This window comes from Mangrovimonas sp. YM274 (genome assembly GCF_030908385.1).
Classification (GTDB): domain Bacteria; phylum Bacteroidota; class Bacteroidia; order Flavobacteriales; family Flavobacteriaceae; genus Mangrovimonas_A.
This window is the reverse complement of the sequence record NZ_CP133091.1, coordinates 2059062-2078975: the sequence shown is the minus strand read 5'-3', so window position 1 is coordinate 2078975 and position 19914 is coordinate 2059062. Positions and strand designations below refer to the sequence as shown.

At 36.2% G+C, this 19914-nt stretch carries 12 protein-coding genes; 11 read left to right on the top strand and 1 reads right to left on the bottom strand.

From position 1 onward, the window contains the following. Positions 1–63: 63 nt before the first annotated feature. Positions 64–6180 carry a hypothetical protein gene (locus RBH95_RS08965; RefSeq protein WP_307899246.1) on the bottom strand — a complete coding sequence of 2039 codons (6117 nt, stop codon included), beginning with the start codon at positions 6178–6180 and terminating at the stop codon, positions 64–66. Positions 6181–6692: 512 nt separating this feature from the next. Between RBH95_RS08965 and murJ the strand changes: the two genes are divergently transcribed. From murJ to RBH95_RS08910, 11 genes are all read left to right on the top strand, one after another. Then, positions 6693–7934 carry a murein biosynthesis integral membrane protein MurJ gene (murJ, locus tag RBH95_RS08960; protein ID WP_307899245.1) on the top strand — a complete coding sequence of 414 codons (1242 nt, stop codon included), beginning with the start codon at positions 6693–6695 and terminating at the stop codon, positions 7932–7934. Then, positions 7927–8811, top strand: coding sequence for a glycosyltransferase family 2 protein (locus RBH95_RS08955; RefSeq protein WP_307899244.1), 885 nt, complete (start codon positions 7927–7929; stop codon positions 8809–8811). The genes murJ and RBH95_RS08955 overlap by 8 nt, the downstream gene beginning before the upstream one ends. Next, positions 8808–9932, top strand: coding sequence for an O-antigen ligase (locus tag RBH95_RS08950; protein ID WP_307899243.1), 1125 nt, complete (start codon positions 8808–8810; stop codon positions 9930–9932). The genes RBH95_RS08955 and RBH95_RS08950 overlap by 4 nt, the downstream gene beginning before the upstream one ends. A 51-nt stretch (positions 9933–9983) precedes the next feature. After that, positions 9984–11036, top strand: coding sequence for a glycosyltransferase (locus tag RBH95_RS08945; RefSeq protein ID WP_307899242.1), 1053 nt, complete (start codon positions 9984–9986; stop codon positions 11034–11036). A 12-nt stretch (positions 11037–11048) separates the two neighbouring features. Further along, a complete protein-coding gene (asnB, locus tag RBH95_RS08940; protein ID WP_307899241.1) occupies positions 11049–12896 on the top strand; it encodes an asparagine synthase (glutamine-hydrolyzing) in 1848 nt (615 codons plus the stop codon). Next, a complete protein-coding gene (locus tag RBH95_RS08935; protein WP_307899240.1) occupies positions 12896–13978 on the top strand; it encodes a glycosyltransferase in 1083 nt (360 codons plus the stop codon). The genes asnB and RBH95_RS08935 overlap by 1 nt, the downstream gene beginning before the upstream one ends. Positions 13979–13982: 4 nt before the next feature. Beyond that, complete coding sequence (locus tag RBH95_RS08930; RefSeq protein ID WP_307899239.1) at positions 13983–15062, top strand: glycosyltransferase; 1080 nt, start codon at positions 13983–13985, stop codon at positions 15060–15062. Positions 15063–15335: 273 nt separating this feature from the next. Then, a complete protein-coding gene (locus tag RBH95_RS08925; RefSeq protein WP_307899238.1) occupies positions 15336–16226 on the top strand; it encodes a cupin-like domain-containing protein in 891 nt (296 codons plus the stop codon). Positions 16227–16250: 24 nt separating this feature from the next. Then, entirely contained in the window at positions 16251–17396 is a 1146-nt protein-coding gene (locus tag RBH95_RS08920) for a glycosyltransferase family 4 protein (protein WP_307899237.1), read from the top strand. Between the two features lie 8 nt (positions 17397–17404). Continuing rightward, on the top strand, positions 17405–18031 hold the full coding sequence (locus tag RBH95_RS08915) for a sugar transferase (protein ID WP_307899236.1): 627 nt from the start codon (positions 17405–17407) through the stop codon (positions 18029–18031). Between the two features lie 108 nt (positions 18032–18139). Further along, positions 18140–19885 (top strand): carbamoyltransferase C-terminal domain-containing protein, encoded by a 1746-nt coding sequence (locus tag RBH95_RS08910; RefSeq protein ID WP_307899235.1) that lies wholly within the window; start codon positions 18140–18142, stop codon positions 19883–19885. Positions 19886–19914 lie beyond the last annotated feature (29 nt).

Genomic DNA, 19914 nt, shown 5'->3' with positions numbered 1-19914 from the left:
ACAAACAAAAAGCGCGACAATTATGTCGCGCTTTTTGTTTCCACTTTTTACAAGCTTATTCTTTTAATTAAATACTGTTTTCTTAGTTATCACTTCATTACCATTGCAAACAACTCTGATAATAAATGCACCGTTTTTGAAAGTTGATGTGTCAACTTCTAAAGAGAAATCTTCCCCTTCCAAAAGTTGGTTTAAATCAATTTGGTATACCAGATTCCCCTGCATATCATAAATAGAGATACTCTGAACACTTTGATATCCTGATAAATTTAAAGTTAATAAATCACTTATTTTATCAAAATAGAAAGTAAACTCACCTTCTGTAATCTCTGGAGCTACAATTGCAGCACAATCAACCACATTAATGGAGATTGATGCTTGGTCTTCATCCAATTCATTATAAACTGTTACGGTATATTCTGTAGCTTCTTCTGGGGTAACAGTAATACTTTGGGTTGTTTCACCTGTACTCCATAAATATTCATCACCTCCTGAAGCTGTTAACACAACACTTTCACCCAAACATACTTCTAAGGTTTCTGCTGTGATTTCAGCAGATACAGGCTCAATAACCTTCACGATTACTTGCTGAGTAGCCTCACAGCCATTCACGAAGCCAGTTACTTCATAAGTCGTGGTTACAGCTGGACTTACAGCTATATTTGGTTCGGTTGCACCATTGCTCCAAATATAATTGTTTGCACCAGTTGCAGATAAAGTTACATAGTCTCCTAAAAGAATCGTGACAACTTCACCATTGGTGATGCTAACATTTGGAATAGGATTTACGGTTACGGTTACATCGTCCGTTCCTTCATTCTCACCGATATAAGCAGTTACCGAATAAGTGGTTGTTGCTTCTGGGCTTACAGTGATACTAGCGGTAGTTTCACCTGTGTTCCATAAGTAAGAGTCACCTCCGGTTGCAGTCAATGTCACTGTACTTCCCTGACAGATCGTTTGGTCCTCACCTGCATTGACATTAACGATAACGGTTGTATCCTCTTCAACGGTTACGATCACCGTATCTGTAGCCTCACATCCGTTTACAAATCCAGTCACTTCATAAGTCGTGGTTACAGCTGGACTTACAGTGATTGTAGCCGCTGTAGCTCCCGTGTTCCATACATAAGTGTTTCCTCCGGTTGCGGTAAGCGTTACGCTCTCCCCTTCGGTAATCGTTACATTGGTTCCTGCATCCACTATAGGTAATTCGTTTACGGTTACGGTCACGTCGTCCGTTCCTTCACTTTCTCCTATATAAGCAGTTACCGAATAAGTGGTTGTTGCTTCTGGGCTCACGGTGATGCTAGCGGTAGTCTCACCTGTATTCCATAGGTAAGTGTCACCTCCTGTGGCAGTCAATGTCACTGTGCTTCCCTGACAAATGGTTTGGTCCTCACCTGCATTGGCATTAACGATCACAGTTGTGTCCTCTTCAACGGTTACAGTCACCGTATCGGCAGCTTCACATCCGTTTGCAAATCCAGTCACTTCATAAGTGGTGGTTACAGCTGGACTTACAGTAATTGTAGCGGCTGTAGCTCCCGTATTCCACACATAAGTATTTCCTCCGGTTGCTGTAAGCGTCACACTCTCCCCTTCGGTGATGATTACATTGGCTCCTGCATCCACTACAGGCAATTCGTTTACGGTTATGGTTACATCGTCCGTTCCTTCACTTTCTCCTATATAAGCAGTTACCGAATAAGTGGTTGTTGCTTCTGGGCTTACAGTGATACTAGCGGTAGTCTCACCTGTATTCCATAGGTAAGTGTCACCTCCTGTTGCAGTCAGTGTCACATTGCTTCCCTGACAGATGGTTTGGTCCTCGCCTGCATTGGCATTAACGATTACAGTAGTGTCCTCTTCAACGGTTACGGTCACCGTATCTGTAGCCTCACATCCGTTTGCAAATCCAGTCACTTCATAAGTCGTGGTTACAGCTGGGCTTACAGTGATTGTAGCCGCTGTAGCTCCCGTATTCCATACATAAGTGTTTCCTCCGGTTGCGGTAAGTGTTACGCTCTCCCCTTCGGTGATGGTTACATTGGTTCCTGCATCCACTACAGGCAATTCGTTTACGGTTACGGTTACGTCGTCCGTTCCTTCATTTTCTCCGATATAAGCAGTTACCGAATAAGTGGTTGTTGCTTCTGGGCTTACAGTGATACTAGCGGTAGTTTCACCTGTGTTCCATAAGTAAGAGTCACCTCCGGTTGCAGTCAATGTCACTGTGCTTCCCAGACAGATAGTTTGGTCCTCACCTGCATTGGCATTAACGATAACGGTCGTGTCCTCTTCAACGGTTACGGTCACCGTATCTGTAGCCTCACATCCGTTTACGAATCCAGTTACTTCATAAGTCGTGGTTACAGCTGGACTTACAGTAATTGTAGCGGCTGTAGCTCCCGTGTTCCATACATAAGTATTTCCTCCGGTTGCGGTAAGTGTTACGCTCTCCCCTTCGGTGATCGTTACGTTGGCTCCTGCATCCACTACAGGTAATTCGTTTACGGTTACGGTTACGTCGTCCGTTCCTTCATTCTCTCCGATATAAGCAGTTACTGAATAAGTTGTAGTTGCTTCTGGACTTACAGTGATACTCGCAGTGGTTTCACCTGTGTTCCATAGGTAAGTGTCACCTCCTGTTGCAGTCAGTGTCACATTGCTTCCCTGACAGATGGTTTGGTCCTCGCCTGCATTGGCATTAACGATAACAGTAGTATCCTCTTCAACGGTTACGGTCACCGTATCGGTAGCCTCACATCCGTTTACAAATCCAGTCACTTCATAAGTCGTGGTTACAGCTGGGCTTACGGTGATTGTAGCCGCTGTAGCTCCCGTATTCCATACATAAGTGTTTCCTCCGGTTGCGGTAAGCGTTACGCTCTCCCCTTCGGTGATCGTTACATTGGCTCCCGCATCCACTACAGGCAATTCGTTTACAGTTACGGTAACTTCGTCCGTTCCTTCATTTTCTCCGATATAAGCAGTTACCGAATAAGTTGTAGTTGCTTCTGGACTTACAGTGATACTCGCAGTGGTTTCACCTGTGTTCCACAGATAAGTATCACCTCCAGTAGCAGTCAGTGTCACATTGCTTCCCTGACAGATGGTTTGGTCCTCGCCTGCATTGGCATTAACGATAACAGTAGTATCCTCTTCAACGGTTACGGTCACCGTATCGGTAGCCTCACATCCGTTTACAAATCCAGTCACTTCATAAGTCGTGGTTACAGCTGGGCTTACGGTGATTGTAGCCGCTGTAGCTCCCGTATTCCATACATAAGTGTTTCCTCCGGTTGCGGTAAGCGTTACGCTCTCCCCTTCGGTGATCGTTACATTGGCTCCCGCATCCACTACAGGCAATTCGTTTACAGTTACGGTAACTTCGTCCGTTCCTTCATTTTCTCCGATATAAGCAGTTACCGAATAAGTTGTAGTTGCTTCTGGACTTACAGTGATACTCGCAGTGGTTTCACCTGTGTTCCACAGATAAGTATCACCTCCAGTAGCAGTCAGTGTCACATTGCTTCCCTGACAGATGGTTTGGTCCTCGCCTGCATTGGCATTAACGATAACAGTAGTATCCTCTTCAACGGTTACGGTCACCGTATCGGTAGCCTCACATCCGTTTACAAATCCAGTCACTTCATAAGTGGTGGTTACAGCTGGGCTTACAGTAATTGTAGCGGCTGTAGCTCCCGTATTCCATAGATAAGTGTTTCCTCCGGTTGCTGTAAGCGTTACGCTCTCACCTTCGGTTATCGTTACATTGGCTCCTGCATCCACTACAGGTAATTCGTTTACGGTTACGGTTACGTCGTCTGAAGCAGTACAAGAATTAGAAGATACTTCAACAGAATATGTTGTTGTAGAATTAGGACTTACAGTAATACTTTGAGATGTTGCTCCTGTATTCCAAAGGTAATTGTTACCCCCCGTAGCTGTTAAGGTTATTGATTCTCCTTCACAAATGCTGACATCGTTTCCAGCACTTGCATTTGGAAGTTGATTTACAGTTACAGTTACTTGGTCTGTATCTGAATTACTTCCCATATTACTATATACAGTAACGGTATAGGTGGTAGTTTCATTAGGGGTTACAGTGATACTTGCTGTTGTTGCTCCATTACTCCATTCGTAAGTACTACCTCCTGTGGCGGTTAAAGTAATTGATTCACCTTGACATATTTCCTGATTTTGGCCAGCGTCGGCGATAACGCTGTTATCTACCAAAAAAACCGTGACCGAATCTGTAGTTTCACATCCATTACTATACCCTGTTACTTGATATGTAGTGGTTTGAGTTGGGCTAACCGTAATACTTTGTGAATTAATACCTGTATTCCAACTATAAGTACTAGCTCCAGTAGCTGTTAGTGTTACACTTTCCCCAAAACCTATGGTTACATCATTACCTGCATTAACTTGAGATATTTCATTTACATTTACCGTAACTTCATCTGTAGCTGAACAAGCGTTAGAAGTTACTTCAACAGAATATGTCGTTGTTGCATTAGGGCTAACTGTAATAGTTTGAGTGGTAGCTCCTGTACTCCAAAGATAACTGCTACCTCCAAAGGCGGTAAGCGTTACACTATTTCCTTCACAAATGCTAACATCGTTACCGGCATTTGCGTTTGGAAGTGGGTTTACATTTACTGTTACTTCATCGGAATCAGAACTTGAACCCTCAAAAGCTGTAACGGTGTAGGTTGTGGTTTCTTCAGGAGACACTTCAATACTAGCCGTAGTTTCTCCATTGCTCCATTCATAAGTGGTACCACCTGTAGCAGTTAATGTCACAGACTCTCCTTCACAAATTGTTTGGTCTTCTCCAGCATTGGCAGTAATGGTTTCATTACCGTTTCCCAAGGTCATCCCGTTTAAGTAATACTCTAAATTTGTATAGCCATCAGGCTGAACAATGTTCCTATCAGATGCATCGTTAGGGTTTAAACCATTTGCAAGCTCCCACGAGTTTGGCATTCCGTCGTTGTCTGAATCCGTGGCAGCGGTTCCGTTGGCTATTGTTGGATAAATTCCAGAGGAAGCTAAAGTTCCGTTCCCTGCATTGTATTGATTAATAATTCTTGTATCAACAGCATCTCTACTAGGTAAATTAGCACCTACAGTTTGTAAAATTTGCCCCTCTAAACTGCTTGCACTTAAAGCTTCAATTCCTGTAGAACTAAACGGAGAAGATTCCAAATAAGGATTCAATGCTGAATTATTTTGAGAAGCTCCTTGCGCTAAAATATTTCCATTGATATAGGCATAAGTCTGTGAAGCAACTCCAGCCCCACTACTTGTCCCTTCCACTACGGCTCCACTGGACATTGAAACTTGACTGGACTTTTTATATTTATTATTTAGAACCGTAAACTTAGCTCCCAAACTTGGCATGGTTGAGTATCTAAACCCATAAATCAAATTGTTAACCATTTCAAAATCCATGGTTCCTGAAACAGGGTAATTTGTTCTAATATTTCTTTCACTATTGTGAGCAAATAAATTTTTGTAGAACGACAGATTGTAAGTGTTTGCACTTCCTAAAACGCCATATCCAGATTCAGAAATAATGGAATTCTGAAGAGTTACTTTACGTACAATTCCACTACCAACACCTCGTATGTTAAAATTTTCATCATCACCCCAACTAATAGAACAATGGTCAAAAATGACATTTTCAACAGTATTTCCGCTCCAAGCCGTTATACTTACAGAATCGGTTCCTGACCCGGCACTAGGACCTGATCTAAAACGAATATGTCTCACAATGATATTTGAGGCTTCAAACTGCACCATTCCCCCTTTAATGAGGATTCCTCCTCCAGGAGCAGTTTGCCCTGCAATAGTCAAATTACCACTTGTAACATAAATATTGGAATTTAGGGTAATCGTTCCTCCTACTTCAAAAACAATAGTTCTTGTACCTGAGGCGGTAAGAGCAGCCCTTAAACTTCCAGATCCACTGTCATTCAAGTTTGTTACTTTAATAACGCTTCCACCTCTACCTCCAGAGGCATATTTTCCAAAACCTTCGGCAGAAGGAAATGCAATTTGTTGAGAATAGGAAAAAATTGAAAAGAAAAATAGGAAAGAAAAAGATAAAAAATTTACAAAAAGTTTGTGCGTACCATGTCCATGGCAGTTAAAATTTGGGGTCTTCATATGCTATTAATTTTTGGGGCGTACTTATTGTACAGTCATTAAATGTAATTATATTAAAAAAACGGTTAACAGTAAATTTAATTCGACAATACGCTATAATAAGAACGTCTATTCTTACAATTTGTCGAAAAAACAGATAAATACCTACTTGACAGATTACCTCTGCCAAAGAAAGGCTTGCAATATTATCTATTTAATTACGAATGGTTTACATCAAAAGATGTTTTTCTGTCAAAGTTTAACACATGTGAGAAATTTCAAAGTAGATATTTAAAGTATTGAACTACAAAATATAAGCATAGTCATATTAAATTTTCAATTAGCCGTACAGCATTCTAATATTCCTAGAAATACAAATTTGATTTAAAATCAAAAATTGGATAAAAATATTTAAATTTAACTGATAAACAGACACTTTGATCCCAACATCTAACTTTAAAAACGTTTTAAAAAAGACTTTAAGAAACCCAACTTTTGGTAATGTTCTCATAGTTGGTATTATTACACTTTTCGTGAAGTGTCTCAGTTTTCTAAAGGAAATTATTATTGCAGATAATTTCGGTCTTTCAGAAGTTTTGGATACGTTTTACATTGCTATTCTTTTTCCTTCTTTGGTTAACAACATTTTTTCAAGTTCATTTAAAAGTGTATTTATTCCTAATTATGTTAATGAGCAAAAGAACGGGAATAATATTGGAGCCTTTCAATCTGCGTGTTTTTTAATTACTTCTGCGGTCACCATTTTTATCTTAATAATAGCCTATCTATTTACCGATGTATATTTGGAAACATTTTTTTCGGGGCATTCTGAAAGATATTATAGCTTGGTGAAAATTCAATTTTTTTACGTTGCTCCAAGTATTTTGTTTTGGGGTGGATCCTCTTTAATTAATGGCTTGTTAAATATTCATAATGAATTTCGTTTAACTTCGATAAGTGGATTTTTTACACCTTTATCTATCATAGTCTGTTTGATATTCTTTAAAGCAGAATTAGGAGTTCTAGTCATGGCTGTTGGAACCTTAATAGGGAGTATTACCAGTTTTCTATTTATTCTTATTGTAGCATTAAAGCGAAAGATTATTCATCTTGAGATTCCTCAATTTTATTCTGAAAGTGTAAAAGTTCTTTACAAACAACTTCCGGCTAAACTGTCTTCAAGTCTTCTTAATGGAATTAATCCTTTAGTTGACCAATATTTTTCAGCACAACTTTTTGTTGGCGCCATTTCGGCCCTCAATTATGGAATCAAGCTTCCAACTTTCTTTATAGGAATTGTAAGTATAGCCCTAGGAAATGTGCTTTTACCCTTTTTTTCTAAAAAGGCTATTGACAATTTGAAAGGCTCCTTTAATCTCTTAAAAAGAATTATAAAATATTCGCTCTTAGCAAGTATTACCATTACGGTTTTAGGAATTTTACTTTCAACACCAATTGTACGATTAGTTTTTGAACGAAATGCATTTCAGAGTTCAGATAGCTTAATAGTATCAGAAATTCAGCAAATGTATCTCCTTCAAATTCCGTCATATGTAATGGGAATTGTTATGGTAAAGTTTTTGACTGCCATCAATAAAAATAATTTTATGGTATTTACTTCGGCAATAAGTTTAGGACTCAATATAATTCTCAATTATGTTCTTATAAAGACAATGGGCGTTTATGGTTTAGCACTAGCAACTTCTTTGGTGTCAATAGTAAATTCCATAATTTTATATAAATACATTATACATTTGAACAAACACAATGTTTAATATTATCACTCCCACATATAATCGAAGCCACACCCTTAACAGGGTTTATGAATCTTTGAAAAATCAAACTTTCAAAGATTTTATCTGGTTTATAATTGATGATTGCAGTACGGATGATACCAAAGATCTCGTTGATGAATGGAAAACAGCAAATGAATTCCTAATTGTTTATGAAAAGTTAAACGAAAACAAAGGGAAGTCATCGGCTGTAAATTACGGATTAGAATTATGTAAATATCCTTATACGATTGTAGCCGATAGTGACGACTCATTTGTTCCTGAAACTCTTTCTGAACTTAAAGGTATTTGGGAAGCGATACCAAAACAGGAACAGGATAAGATTGCTTCTATTTGGACGCTAACTATGGATGTTAAGGGAAACATTATTGGAGATAAATTCCCAATGGACTATTGGCAGGTTGGCTTCAAAGATAGAGTATTACATCATAATATTAAAGGTGAAAAATGGGCTTGCTGGAAAACCTCTGTTCTCGTAAAACAAAAAATGTATACCGCCAAAACCTGTCATGTCCAGGAAAGCCATACTTGGAATGCCATTAACAAAAAATACGATTTTCTCTGCGTTAATAAATCGCATAGATTTTACTACTATTCGGATGACGGTCTAATAGCATCTAAAAAAAGTAGAAAACAAACTGCAGCAATTTATTATTTGGGATCTTATTTTGGATTGAAAGATGTATCCCTCAAAGAGATGATTAGTCATGGATATTATAGAAACTTGGCATTTAACTATTGGAAATCAAGCCTATTTTTTAAGGATAAAAAACATAAGCTAAGTACTAGTAGAGCATTGCTTTCTGGCTTGATTTCGATTGTAGTTTTACCCAAACGACTCTTAAAAAGGGGAATATGAAGGTATTAAGATTTGTAATATTAGCATTTATAGTTTGGGGGCTCCCTAGCTTCCTTTTAGTTGCATTTGGAGAAACTGTAGGAGCTCTTTCAAGTCACATATCTAACGTTTTACTCCTACTATATTATTTATTGAGCAAAAAAGGGAAACTAATATTCCCGTTTATCTTTCTTGGAATATTATATTTTTTAATTTCAGGAGCCATTGATGTTCCTGACTCAAAATCCTTTATCAATGATTTTATAAAATATGTCATATTCATTGTTTGCGGTGCAGAAGTGGCCCGAAACACTTCTCTAAAAGATTTAATAGCTTTTCTATTAGTTGGGGCAACCAGTATTTTGGCTCATGCCATCTTTTTTACTGACAACTACGGCAGATACAGCGGATTTTACTTAGATCCAAATGCTGCAGGTTTTGTGAGTTTAATTGGATATTGCTTAGCTTATCAACTATCCAACAACAGTCTTAAATTGATTTTGTTATTTATTTTTACGTTCTCAGGTGCTATTACCTTCTCTCGCTATTTCTTTATAATGTGGTTAATCACAAGTCTTATTGCCATTTTTTCGAATGTTAGGAATTCCCAAGGTATTCTTATTGGACTTGGTTCATTGGTAGTTCTTATAAGTGTTGCATCCATATTACAGTTCAACACCGCAAGATTTTCAATTGTAGAAAATTTATTTGAACGTAAAATTCAAACAACCGCATTTACGGAACACTCTAGGACTGAGCAATGGTCTGCTTATTTAGGGGATATTTTTGATAACCCCATATTTGGCAACGGACACCAAAGCTTTAAAGGTGTTACTGGAGTAAAACAAGGGGTTCACAACACGTATTTAATGGTTATTGGAGAGTCTGGGATTATCCCGTTTTTACTTATCATAGGCATTTATATTTACATGGTAAAAAGAAGTTTTTCTAGTTTTAAAACAAATGTTTATAAAATTATGATCGCCCTTACGCTGTTAACCTTTCTAATGGTAATCCACAATTATTTCAATAATTATCTTCTTCTTTTTATTTCTATTTGGCTCTTAGTAAAACTAAATGAAGTTTCAATTGCTGAAAATCAAAATGAAATTAAAGAAGTTATAACTTGGAAAACGACATAAAATTGTTCGTTAAAATAATGCAAGATAAGGGAATCTAAACCTAAATATTACATGACAATAGTACACATATCAAGCAGTTTAGGTGGTGGCGGTGCTGAGCAAATGGTATTCCAATTAGCGAAACAAAGCAATGCAATTACAAAAACTGTGGTAATTTCAATTTCCGAAGTCAACACATTAGAGCATAAATTCAATGATGAGAATATTGAAGTCCATTTTTTAAACATAACTTCTTTCAAAAACCGTACATTGTTCCTGGGGTTAAAAAAAACACATGATATAGTGAATGGTTTGCCCGATGTTGTGTTTCACTGTCATCAATTTCATGGGGGACTCTTTGGTATGCTATACAATATTTGGTATTCAAGAATTCCAATTGTTTACACAATGCACACCAACCAAGTATCATCTTTTGTCAGAAGAGCATGTTTATATGTATCTAAACCCCTAAGAAAAAGGGATATCATATTTAGCGAGAATTCTAAAAAGTGGTATTTAAAAAACAATGAGATTATTCCGAATGGAGTGGATTTTAAACTCCTATCATTAAATAAGCAACGAAAATATGATTCTAGCCAACCTTTTGTGTTTTTATTTTTAGGGAGGTTGAGCCCCCCCAAAAACCCTTTAGCTTTACCTTATTTTGCTAAAAAATTAAAAGAAAATGGTTTTTTTAATTTTATCATACACGTAATTGGTGAAGGCAGTTTAAGGGAGCAACTTTGGGAAGAAATATCAAAAAACAATTTGAAAGAGCATTTTAAATTATTTGGTTTTCAAAAGGATGTTAAACAATTTTTAGAGCATTCACAAAGCTTGATTCTTCCATCTCTATGGGAAGGAATGCCAATGGCCGTAATAGAAGCTGCAGCAAATAAGCTCCCAGTAATAGCTACACCTGTAGGCAGCGTCCCCGACTTTTTAAACGAGCATAACGCATATGTTTCGAACTTGGAATCATTTTCTGAGGCCATGATTCATGTTATGAAAAATTATAGTGAAGCTTTAAGCAAATCTGAGCTTCTTTATAAGGAAATTAAAACTATCTTTAGCATTGAAAGTGTTCATAATAAGCATTTTGATGTTTATAGATCTGTTAGATAATTCCAGTTAAATATGTGTGGTATATACGGGGCAACTATTGATTACTCAAGAGCTCAAATTGAGCAGAAACTACTGAGAACACAATTTCGAGGACCGGATAAAATGGGAATTGAAGTATACAAAATTGAAGGCTCTCTCCTAGCCCTAGGCCACAATAGGTTGTCAATTATAGATCTGGATTCTAGATCCAATCAGCCATTCACTTACCTTAATCGGCTACATATTGTTTTCAATGGAGAAATCTATAATTTCCAATCTCTCAAGTTACAATTATCTCGAAAAGGATATGAATTCAAAACAACCAGTGATACGGAAGTTATTTGCGCTGCGTATTTGGAATATGGAGAAGATTGTGTTTCTCATTTTAATGGCATGTTTGCTTTTGTAATATATGATGAAAAAACTCAATTATTATTTGGAGCGAGAGATCGATTAGGCCAAAAACCGCTATATTATTATCATAATGGCAAGGATTTTGAATTTGCCAGTCAAATTTCCTCGATCCAACTTTTCCATAAAAACTTATCCATTTCATTAGAGTCTATAAATCTTTATTTTCGATTGGGAAATATACCTGATCCATACTCTATTTTTAATGAGGTTAAAAAGCTTAAGGCGGGTTTTTCATTTGTATACAATATACATTCTGGCAAATTTAAGGTTAAACAATATTGGGATATTCCTCAGAAGTCAAACAATTTATTCACTGGCTCCTATAAAGAGGCTAAAGAACAACTCTCGTTGCTTTTAATGGATGCAGTAAAACTTAGATTATTTGCAGATGTACCCCTTGGGGTTTTCCTGTCCGGCGGTATAGATTCTTCCTTGATAACAACTTTGGCTACAAAAGTTTGCGATTCAAAAATCAATACTTTTTCAGTAAAATTTAATGAAAGTAGTTTTGACGAAAGCAAATATGCACTAAAAGTAGCAGAACGTTTGGGAACAAACCATACCGAAATAGAATGTAGTTTTAATGAAGGGCAAGATATGATCCAAAATTTTAACTATTATTATGATGAACCCTTTGCGGATTCATCGGCCATACCCTCTATGTTATTAGCCAAATACACCAAACAAAATGTTACTGTAGCTTTATCAGGTGATGCCGGTGATGAAAGTTTCTTAGGGTATCAAAGGTATGACTGGGCCAAATATGGAGAAATGGCAATGCATTTCCCTTACTTTTTTAGACGTTTCGCTGCAGATATGCTGGCCATTGTTCCTAACTATAGATTTAAAATCCTTTCTAATTACCTAAAACTACCTAATGTTAATACTGCCTATTTGAACTCAATGACTCAAACAAGCTTACCTGTATCATTCAACCACTCCCCAATTAGGATAGAAGAAGAAAAATATATTTTCAATAAAAATAAACCACTATTAGAGCGCATTTCAGACTTTGACCTTAAAACCTATTTAAATTGGGATATTAATACCAAAGTAGATAGAGCTTCCATGGCATATTCCTTAGAAGTAAGATCGCCTTTTCTTGATTACAGAATTGTTGAATTTGCCAAATCTCTTCCGGTAGCTTTTAAATATAAAAATGGAAACAAAAAACATATTTTAAAGGATTTATTATATGAGGATTTGCCTAAAGAAATTTTTCACAGACCTAAATCTGGGTTTACAATGCCATTTTCTCATTGGTTTAGGAACAGTTTGAAAGATTATGTTTTGGACGAGCTTAACGAGAATGGTTTGAAAGCAATTCCTAACCTTAATATCAAGGAAACACAAGAAATAATCCAACAACATATGGATGGGTCTTGGAACAGGTACCCAATGATATGGTCTCTACTGGTTTTAAAACAATGGTTAAGTGATAATGGCAAAGGGATTTCTATTAAATAATGAATAATTTCAAAATTGACATATTGTTTGTTTTGCCCTCATTAAAAGCTGGTGGAGCCGAAAGAGTTATCAGTTTTATTGCATCCAATTTAAACAAGGACAAATTTAACCCAACCCTAATAGTAATAGGTAGTTTGAAGGATTCTGTATACCCTACTGACAATTTAAATGTTTTGTTTTTGGAAAAAGGAAGGGTGTTACATGGAATTCCCTTTTTGTTCACTTACATTTTAAAAAATAGACCAAATATTATTGTTGGCTCTATATCTCATGTCAACAGAATATTGGCAAGCCTGTGTTATGTGATACCAAAAATTAAACTTGTTGGTCGTGAAGCAAGTGTATCAAGTATCATGAGAAAGTTTGCAGACACTAAGGGCAAAATAAACATTCCTTTTTTTAGAAATTACCATAAATACTTGGATGCAATAATATGTCAGTCCAAGGATATGGCTAATGATTTGATAGTAAACTATAATTTGCCGGAAAGAAAAATTCATGTAATTAATAATCCCATAACAGAAGGTTTACCGCATAAAACCACTGTGAATAATGTTAGTCAAAAAAAGAAACTAATTACTATTGGGCGATTAAGTAAAGAAAAAGGGCATAAACGCATTTTATCTGCTTTGTCTAAAGTTAAATTCGATTTTGAATACACCATAATTGGAACAGGGCATGAAAAGCCTTGTATTATGGAATTAGGTAAGAAATTGGATATATTAAACAAAATAAAATTCATTGCGCATACAAAAGAGATTGGTCAGTTTTTACTTGAGAATGATATTTTTATCCAAGGATCTTATGTAGAAGGGTTCCCTAATGCGCTTTTGGAAAGCTGTGCAGTAGGCACACCTGTTATTGCATTTAATGCCCCTGGAGGCACGAGGGAGATTATTGAGAATGGTATTAATGGTTTTATTGTAGAGGATGAAAATGAATTTATAGAAAAACTATCCCTGAGCTTATTTAAAACCAATTGGTCTCCGCAACAAATAATGAATTCTGTAGAAAAAAAATATAATAAGAATCTTATTATAAATAAATATGAAGATTTGTTTTTAAGCCTTTCAAAATCATAGAAATATGTCAAATATTCTCATTGTAATGCCAAATGACACTTTGGGTGGCGCAGAACAGTATCTTAAAATGGTGGCGAATTATTTTAAAGATAGCAACGTCTTTGTCTGTTTTCTAAAAGCCTCAAATACCGGTCACTGGGAAGATTTGAGAAATAACATAAAACTAGTTCATTTATCAAAAAGAAGTTATGGAGACGGTGGTTTTAAACTTTTAGCATTTGCATTACATAACCGTACTACTTTTGATTATATTTTCTCTTCCCATCTCTATATCAATGCCATTGTCGGGGGTTTAATTAGCCTGAACATTATAAAGACTAAAAAGTTTATTGCTAGAGAATCAACATCTGTATTTCCCCGCTACCACGGATTTAAACTCTTAACTTATAAGTTGGCCTACAAATTAGGCTACAGAAATATGGATGTGTTGATTTGCCAAACCAATCAAATGAAATCCCAACTTTTATCAAAAGTTCCCTACCTTGATAAAAGAACCTTAGTCAAAACTATACCAAACCCAATAGACTTAAATAAGATAACACACTTAGGAAAATCAGAACTAGACTTTATATTCCCTAAAGAATATATTGTTTCTGCCGGTAGGTTCATAAAGGAAAAAGGATTCGATATCCTAATTAAGTCATTTTCAGAGATAAAAAAGGAATACCCCAACTTGAAACTTGTTATTTTAGGAGAGGGACCTCTAAAGGATTCCTTAAAAATTTTGGTTTCGGAATTAAATGTTACCAAAGATGTTGTTTTTGCAGGTTTTGTAAAAAATGTTTATCCATATTTTCGACATGCTAGAGTTTGTGTAGTTTCATCCCGGCTGGAAGGATTTCCTAATGTTTTACTTCAAATGATGTCTCAAAACAATAATGTTGTTTCCACAAAATGTGCTGGAGGAATAGAAAACATACCTGGCATCATTACTTCTGAAACAAACAATCAAAATAGTTTAACCGCTGCCATTTTGTTGGGCCTATCCAATTTTGATAACAAAGAAAATAGACGCTTTTTTGGAGTCTATTTAAAGGAAAGGGATATTTCGCAATTCATGATAAATATTTTATCCAACAATTAAAGCTTTACACTGTTTTTAATATTTAAAAATCAAAATTTTTTAAAGTATTATTTTTTCAAATAAAAACAGGTTATTACCTAATATTTAGTAAATTAGAGGTGTAAAACCTGTCTTATGAAACTCCTTATTGCCATCAAAAAGCTCTCTATATTTCTTTAACATTTTTTGAGGTTTATTAGTTTCATTATGTGCTGATATTTTGTTTTAAAATTTATTATACCAGTGCTTAATTTTAGGTTTTGAGTGAGTTTAATTGAGAAATCTAGTTTGCTTATGAATGTTGACCTACTAACAAAAATACAATCTTACCTAGACCACACCTTAGAGGAAGTGAACTCTATAAAAAGCATTAATCATTCGGAGTTCTATGAAAACTACATGAAACCGAACAAGCCAGTTGTCATGACGGAAATGATGGACAATTGGGAAGCCTCAAAAACATGGTCACTTGATTATTTTAAAACCATAGGAAAGGATAAAACCACCTTTGTTTCCAAAGGCAATAATTTTCAAGAAAACACGAAGTGGGAATATGGGAATTTTTTGGATTCTATCAATAAAATTGAACAGTCTGATGATTCTTCTCAAGGCGGGTATTTAATGAACTTATCCATCCTCCATCTCTTTCCTGAGCTTCAGGAAGATGTGGACTTCTCATTAATTTCCAATTATAAAGTAAGGGATTCATTGTCTTTGTGGATTGGACCTAAAGGCACCTTGACAGGATGGCATACCGATAGATTAGCAGACAATATTTTGGCGCAAATTGAAGGAAGTAAATTAGTATTACTCGCCCACCCTAATCAAACAAAGTACATGTATCCTAGTGACAAGTACGAACCGGGATCCAAACTAAGTCAAATAGATATGAGAAATTTTGACGAAACAAAGTTCCCTCTTTTTAAAAAACATGCAAAAATATCTTATGCTATTTTGAAGCCGAAACAAATGCTCTTTATTCCCAAACTATGGTGGCATTGTGTTTATGGTCTTGAAATATCCATTAGCTCCAATAATTTTGGGTTTTCATTTTCTGACAATATTAAAATGAAAGCCAATGAATTTGTAAAACGAAAACTCCATAATTTGGGCCTATATGGCAAAGATTGTGTTTGTCATTATTATGATGAACAAGGAGTAAGACATCGTTATCGACATCATTAATTCAAAAGTTATAACCTACGAGCATTGAAAAAAATAATACGTATTACAACCATATCAAACTCTTTGTGTTATTTATTAAAAGGCCAGTTGAAGTTTATGGGGCAATTTTACGAAATGATAGGAGTGTCAGGTCAGGGAGAAAGTCTGGAACTAGTTCGGAAAAACGAAGATACCAGGGTGCATGCCGTGGAAATGACCAGAAGCATTACTCCTTTTCAAGACTTAATTGCTACCTATCGGTTATATAAACTGTTTAAGAAAGAGCAGCCTTTTATAGTGCATACGCATACTCCCAAAGCTGGAACATTGGGTATGTTGGCAGCAAAAATGGCAGGTGTACCTCATAGAGTCCATACCATAGCGGGACTTCCCCTATTGGAAGCCCAAGGTGTTAAGCGACAGTTACTTGATAATGTAGAAAAATTAACATATGCTTGTTGCACTCATGTCTTGCCTAATTCTTTCGAATTGAAGCGGACAATTGAAAAATTGAAATTTACCTCTAATGGAAAACTTAAAGTAATCGCCAATGGAAGTTCAAACGGTATTGATGAGCTGCATTACGATGCCAACAAAGTTTCAAAGGAACAAAAGGAGCTCCTTCGGAATAAATTAAATATTAAAAATGAGGATGTTGTGTTTATTTACCTAGGTAGGGTAGTTAAAGACAAAGGAATCAACGAATTGGTTTCGGCATTTGATCAACTTTCAAAAGAATTCCAAAACAGTAAGCTTTTGATTGTTGGACCTCGAGAAGATGATTTAGATCCTATTTCTCAAGAATCAGAAATCATAATAACTAACAATAGCCAAATAATTGTACCGGGAGCACAATCCGACATTCGACCATTTGTAGCCATTTCGGATGTTTTGGCTTTTCCTAGTTATCGTGAAGGCTTTCCTAATGTGGTGTTGCAAGCAAGTTGCATGGGATTGCCATGTATTGTAACCGATATCAATGGTTGTAACGAAATTATATCTGACGGAGAAAATGGAATAATTATCCCTCCTAAAGATGTTAAAGCGTTACTGAAGGCGATGAAATTTATGATGGAAAACCCTAAGAACAGGATTAAAATGTCTGAAGGAGCAAGACAGAATATCGTTGATAAATACAAGCAGAGTTTGGTTTGGGACGAATTGTTGAAGTTTTACAAGAGTTTAGAATAATCGTAAAGATGTACAAGTCATTTTTTAAGCGCATGTTGGATTTAATAATAGCCATAACAGGTGCCGTTATAGCACTTCCTGTTATTGTTGTAATTACAGTCCTACTATGGTTTGTTAACAAGGGGAAACCTTTTTACTATCAAAAACGCCCAGGAAAAAATGAACATATCTTTACTATTATAAAATTTAAGACCATGACCGATGATAAAGATGACTATGGCAACCTTTTCCCAGAATCACAAAGATTAACCTCAATCGGCAAATTTTTGAGAAAAACTTCTTTAGATGAGCTTCCTCAATTATGGAATATCATAAAAGGAGAAATGAGCTTAATTGGACCTCGCCCCCTACTGCCTCGCTATTTACCCAGATATAATGACAAACAAAAACATCGACATGATATCAGGCCAGGGCTTACCGGCTGGGCACAAGTGAATGGAAGAAACACCTTGAGCTGGGAGCAAAAATTTGAATATGATTTATGGTACGTAGAAAATGTTTCCTTATTACTCGATGTAAAAATTTTGTATTTAAGTTTTAAGAAAGTTCTACAAAAAGAAGGAGTTTATTCCGTTGAAAACGATATAACACCAGAGTTTATGGGAACTCAAAATTCGTTGTTTTTTGATCAGTAAAGCGGATTTATGATTTATAAATGTTTCTGTTTACCAGAAATATAAAATAACCTAAATAGTAAATACTGTAATTCATGTAGCAAGGCTATCATTAAATACACCAACCTTATGATTATACTAGGATTAAATTATTATTTCCACGATTCAACGGCTTGTATTATCAAAAACGGACAATTAATAGCCGCTATTGAAGAGGAACGACTCAATAGGGATAAGCACACAAGAAGCTTTCCTGCACTTGCTGTTGAAAGATGTTTGAAAATTGCAGAGATGAGCTACAAGGACATCGATTTCATTGCTGTATCTATTAAACCACTTCATAATTTTGGGAAAAAAATAGGCTATACACTAACTCATTTAAAAGCTGCTAAGCAAATAATTAATCATGAGTTAGTGCATGGATACAACAAACAAAAAAGCTTTTGGAATTGGTTTAATTACCATTGGAAGCACAAGAAGTCAGGACCAAAAGTACATTTCATTCAACATCATTTAAGCCACGCAGCAGGCAGTTTTTACGTTTCACCATTTAACGAAGCAGCTCTATTGGGGATTGACGGCTCAGGTGAGTGGGCAACTACCTGGTTAGGCCACGGAAAAGGGAATGCAATAAGCTGTCTTAGTCAGTCTTACTTTCCACATTCATTAGGATCGTTTTACGAAGCTGTTACACAATTTTGTGGCTTTAGAACAAGCTATGATGAGGGCAAAACTATGGGATTAGCTCCTATGGGAGATCCTAATGTATTTCTTAAAGAAGTAGAGAAAATTGTTAAGGTAACTTCTAGAGGGCAAATTGAATTTGATTTGAGTTACTTCAACTACCAAAATATGAGCTGGAAGCGTTGCTCTGAAAAGTTTTTTGAAGTATTTGGCCAACCTAGACAGAAAGATGAACCATTTCAAAAACACCATATGGATGTAGCGGCGGCATTTCAGCGTGTGTTGGAAAATAGAGTCTTAGAAATTTGTGACTTCCTTTATGAAAAAACGAAAGCAGAATACCTTGTTATTTCTGGTGGCGTTTCTTTAAACAGCGTCATGAATGGCCGAATAGTACGAGAAAGTAAATTTAGAGATGTTTACGTAATGCCAGCCGCTGGGGATAACGGCACTGCTATAGGCGCCGCGTACTATTTGTATAATCACATATTAAAACAGCCTAGAAATTTTGTACACTTAAATCCTTATGTAGGCACAAAATACTCTAATAAGGATATCGAAAAGGTCTTGAAGGGAGCTAAATTGAATTATGAAAACCATGAAGATATTACTAGCACAGCAGCTGATCTTTTGGAACAAGGATATATTATTGGCTGGTTTCAAGAGGCTATGGAAATTGGCCCTAGGGCCCTTGGAAGCAGAAGTATACTCGCCAATCCTGCGTTCCCTGACATGAAAGACAAAATAAATAGTGAGGTTAAATTTAGAGAAGCTTACAGGCCATTTGCGCCCTCAGCTATTGTTGAATCTAAGAATGATTTCTTCGACCTTGAGGTCGAAGCCCCATTTATGCTAAAGGTATGTAATGTACTTAAAGACAAACAGGCCATAATACCAGCCGTAACTCACGTAGATGGCAGTGCTAGGCTTCAAACCGTTCAAAAAGAGTTGCACCCAAGATATTATGATTTAATCAAAAAATTAGGTGACCGCACAGGTGTACCTGTTGTACTAAACACAAGTTTCAACATTCAGGGAGAACCTATTGTAGAATCTCCTCAAGATGCAATTAGATGCTTTTTCTCAACAGGACTAGATTATTTGGTAATAGGAAATTTTTTATTGGCAAAAGGAGGAAATAATGATTTCAAAACAACAGATAAGAAGGAAGTATACGAATTGAGTGTTTAAGATTACACATAAAGTTAAAGGTGAGATAA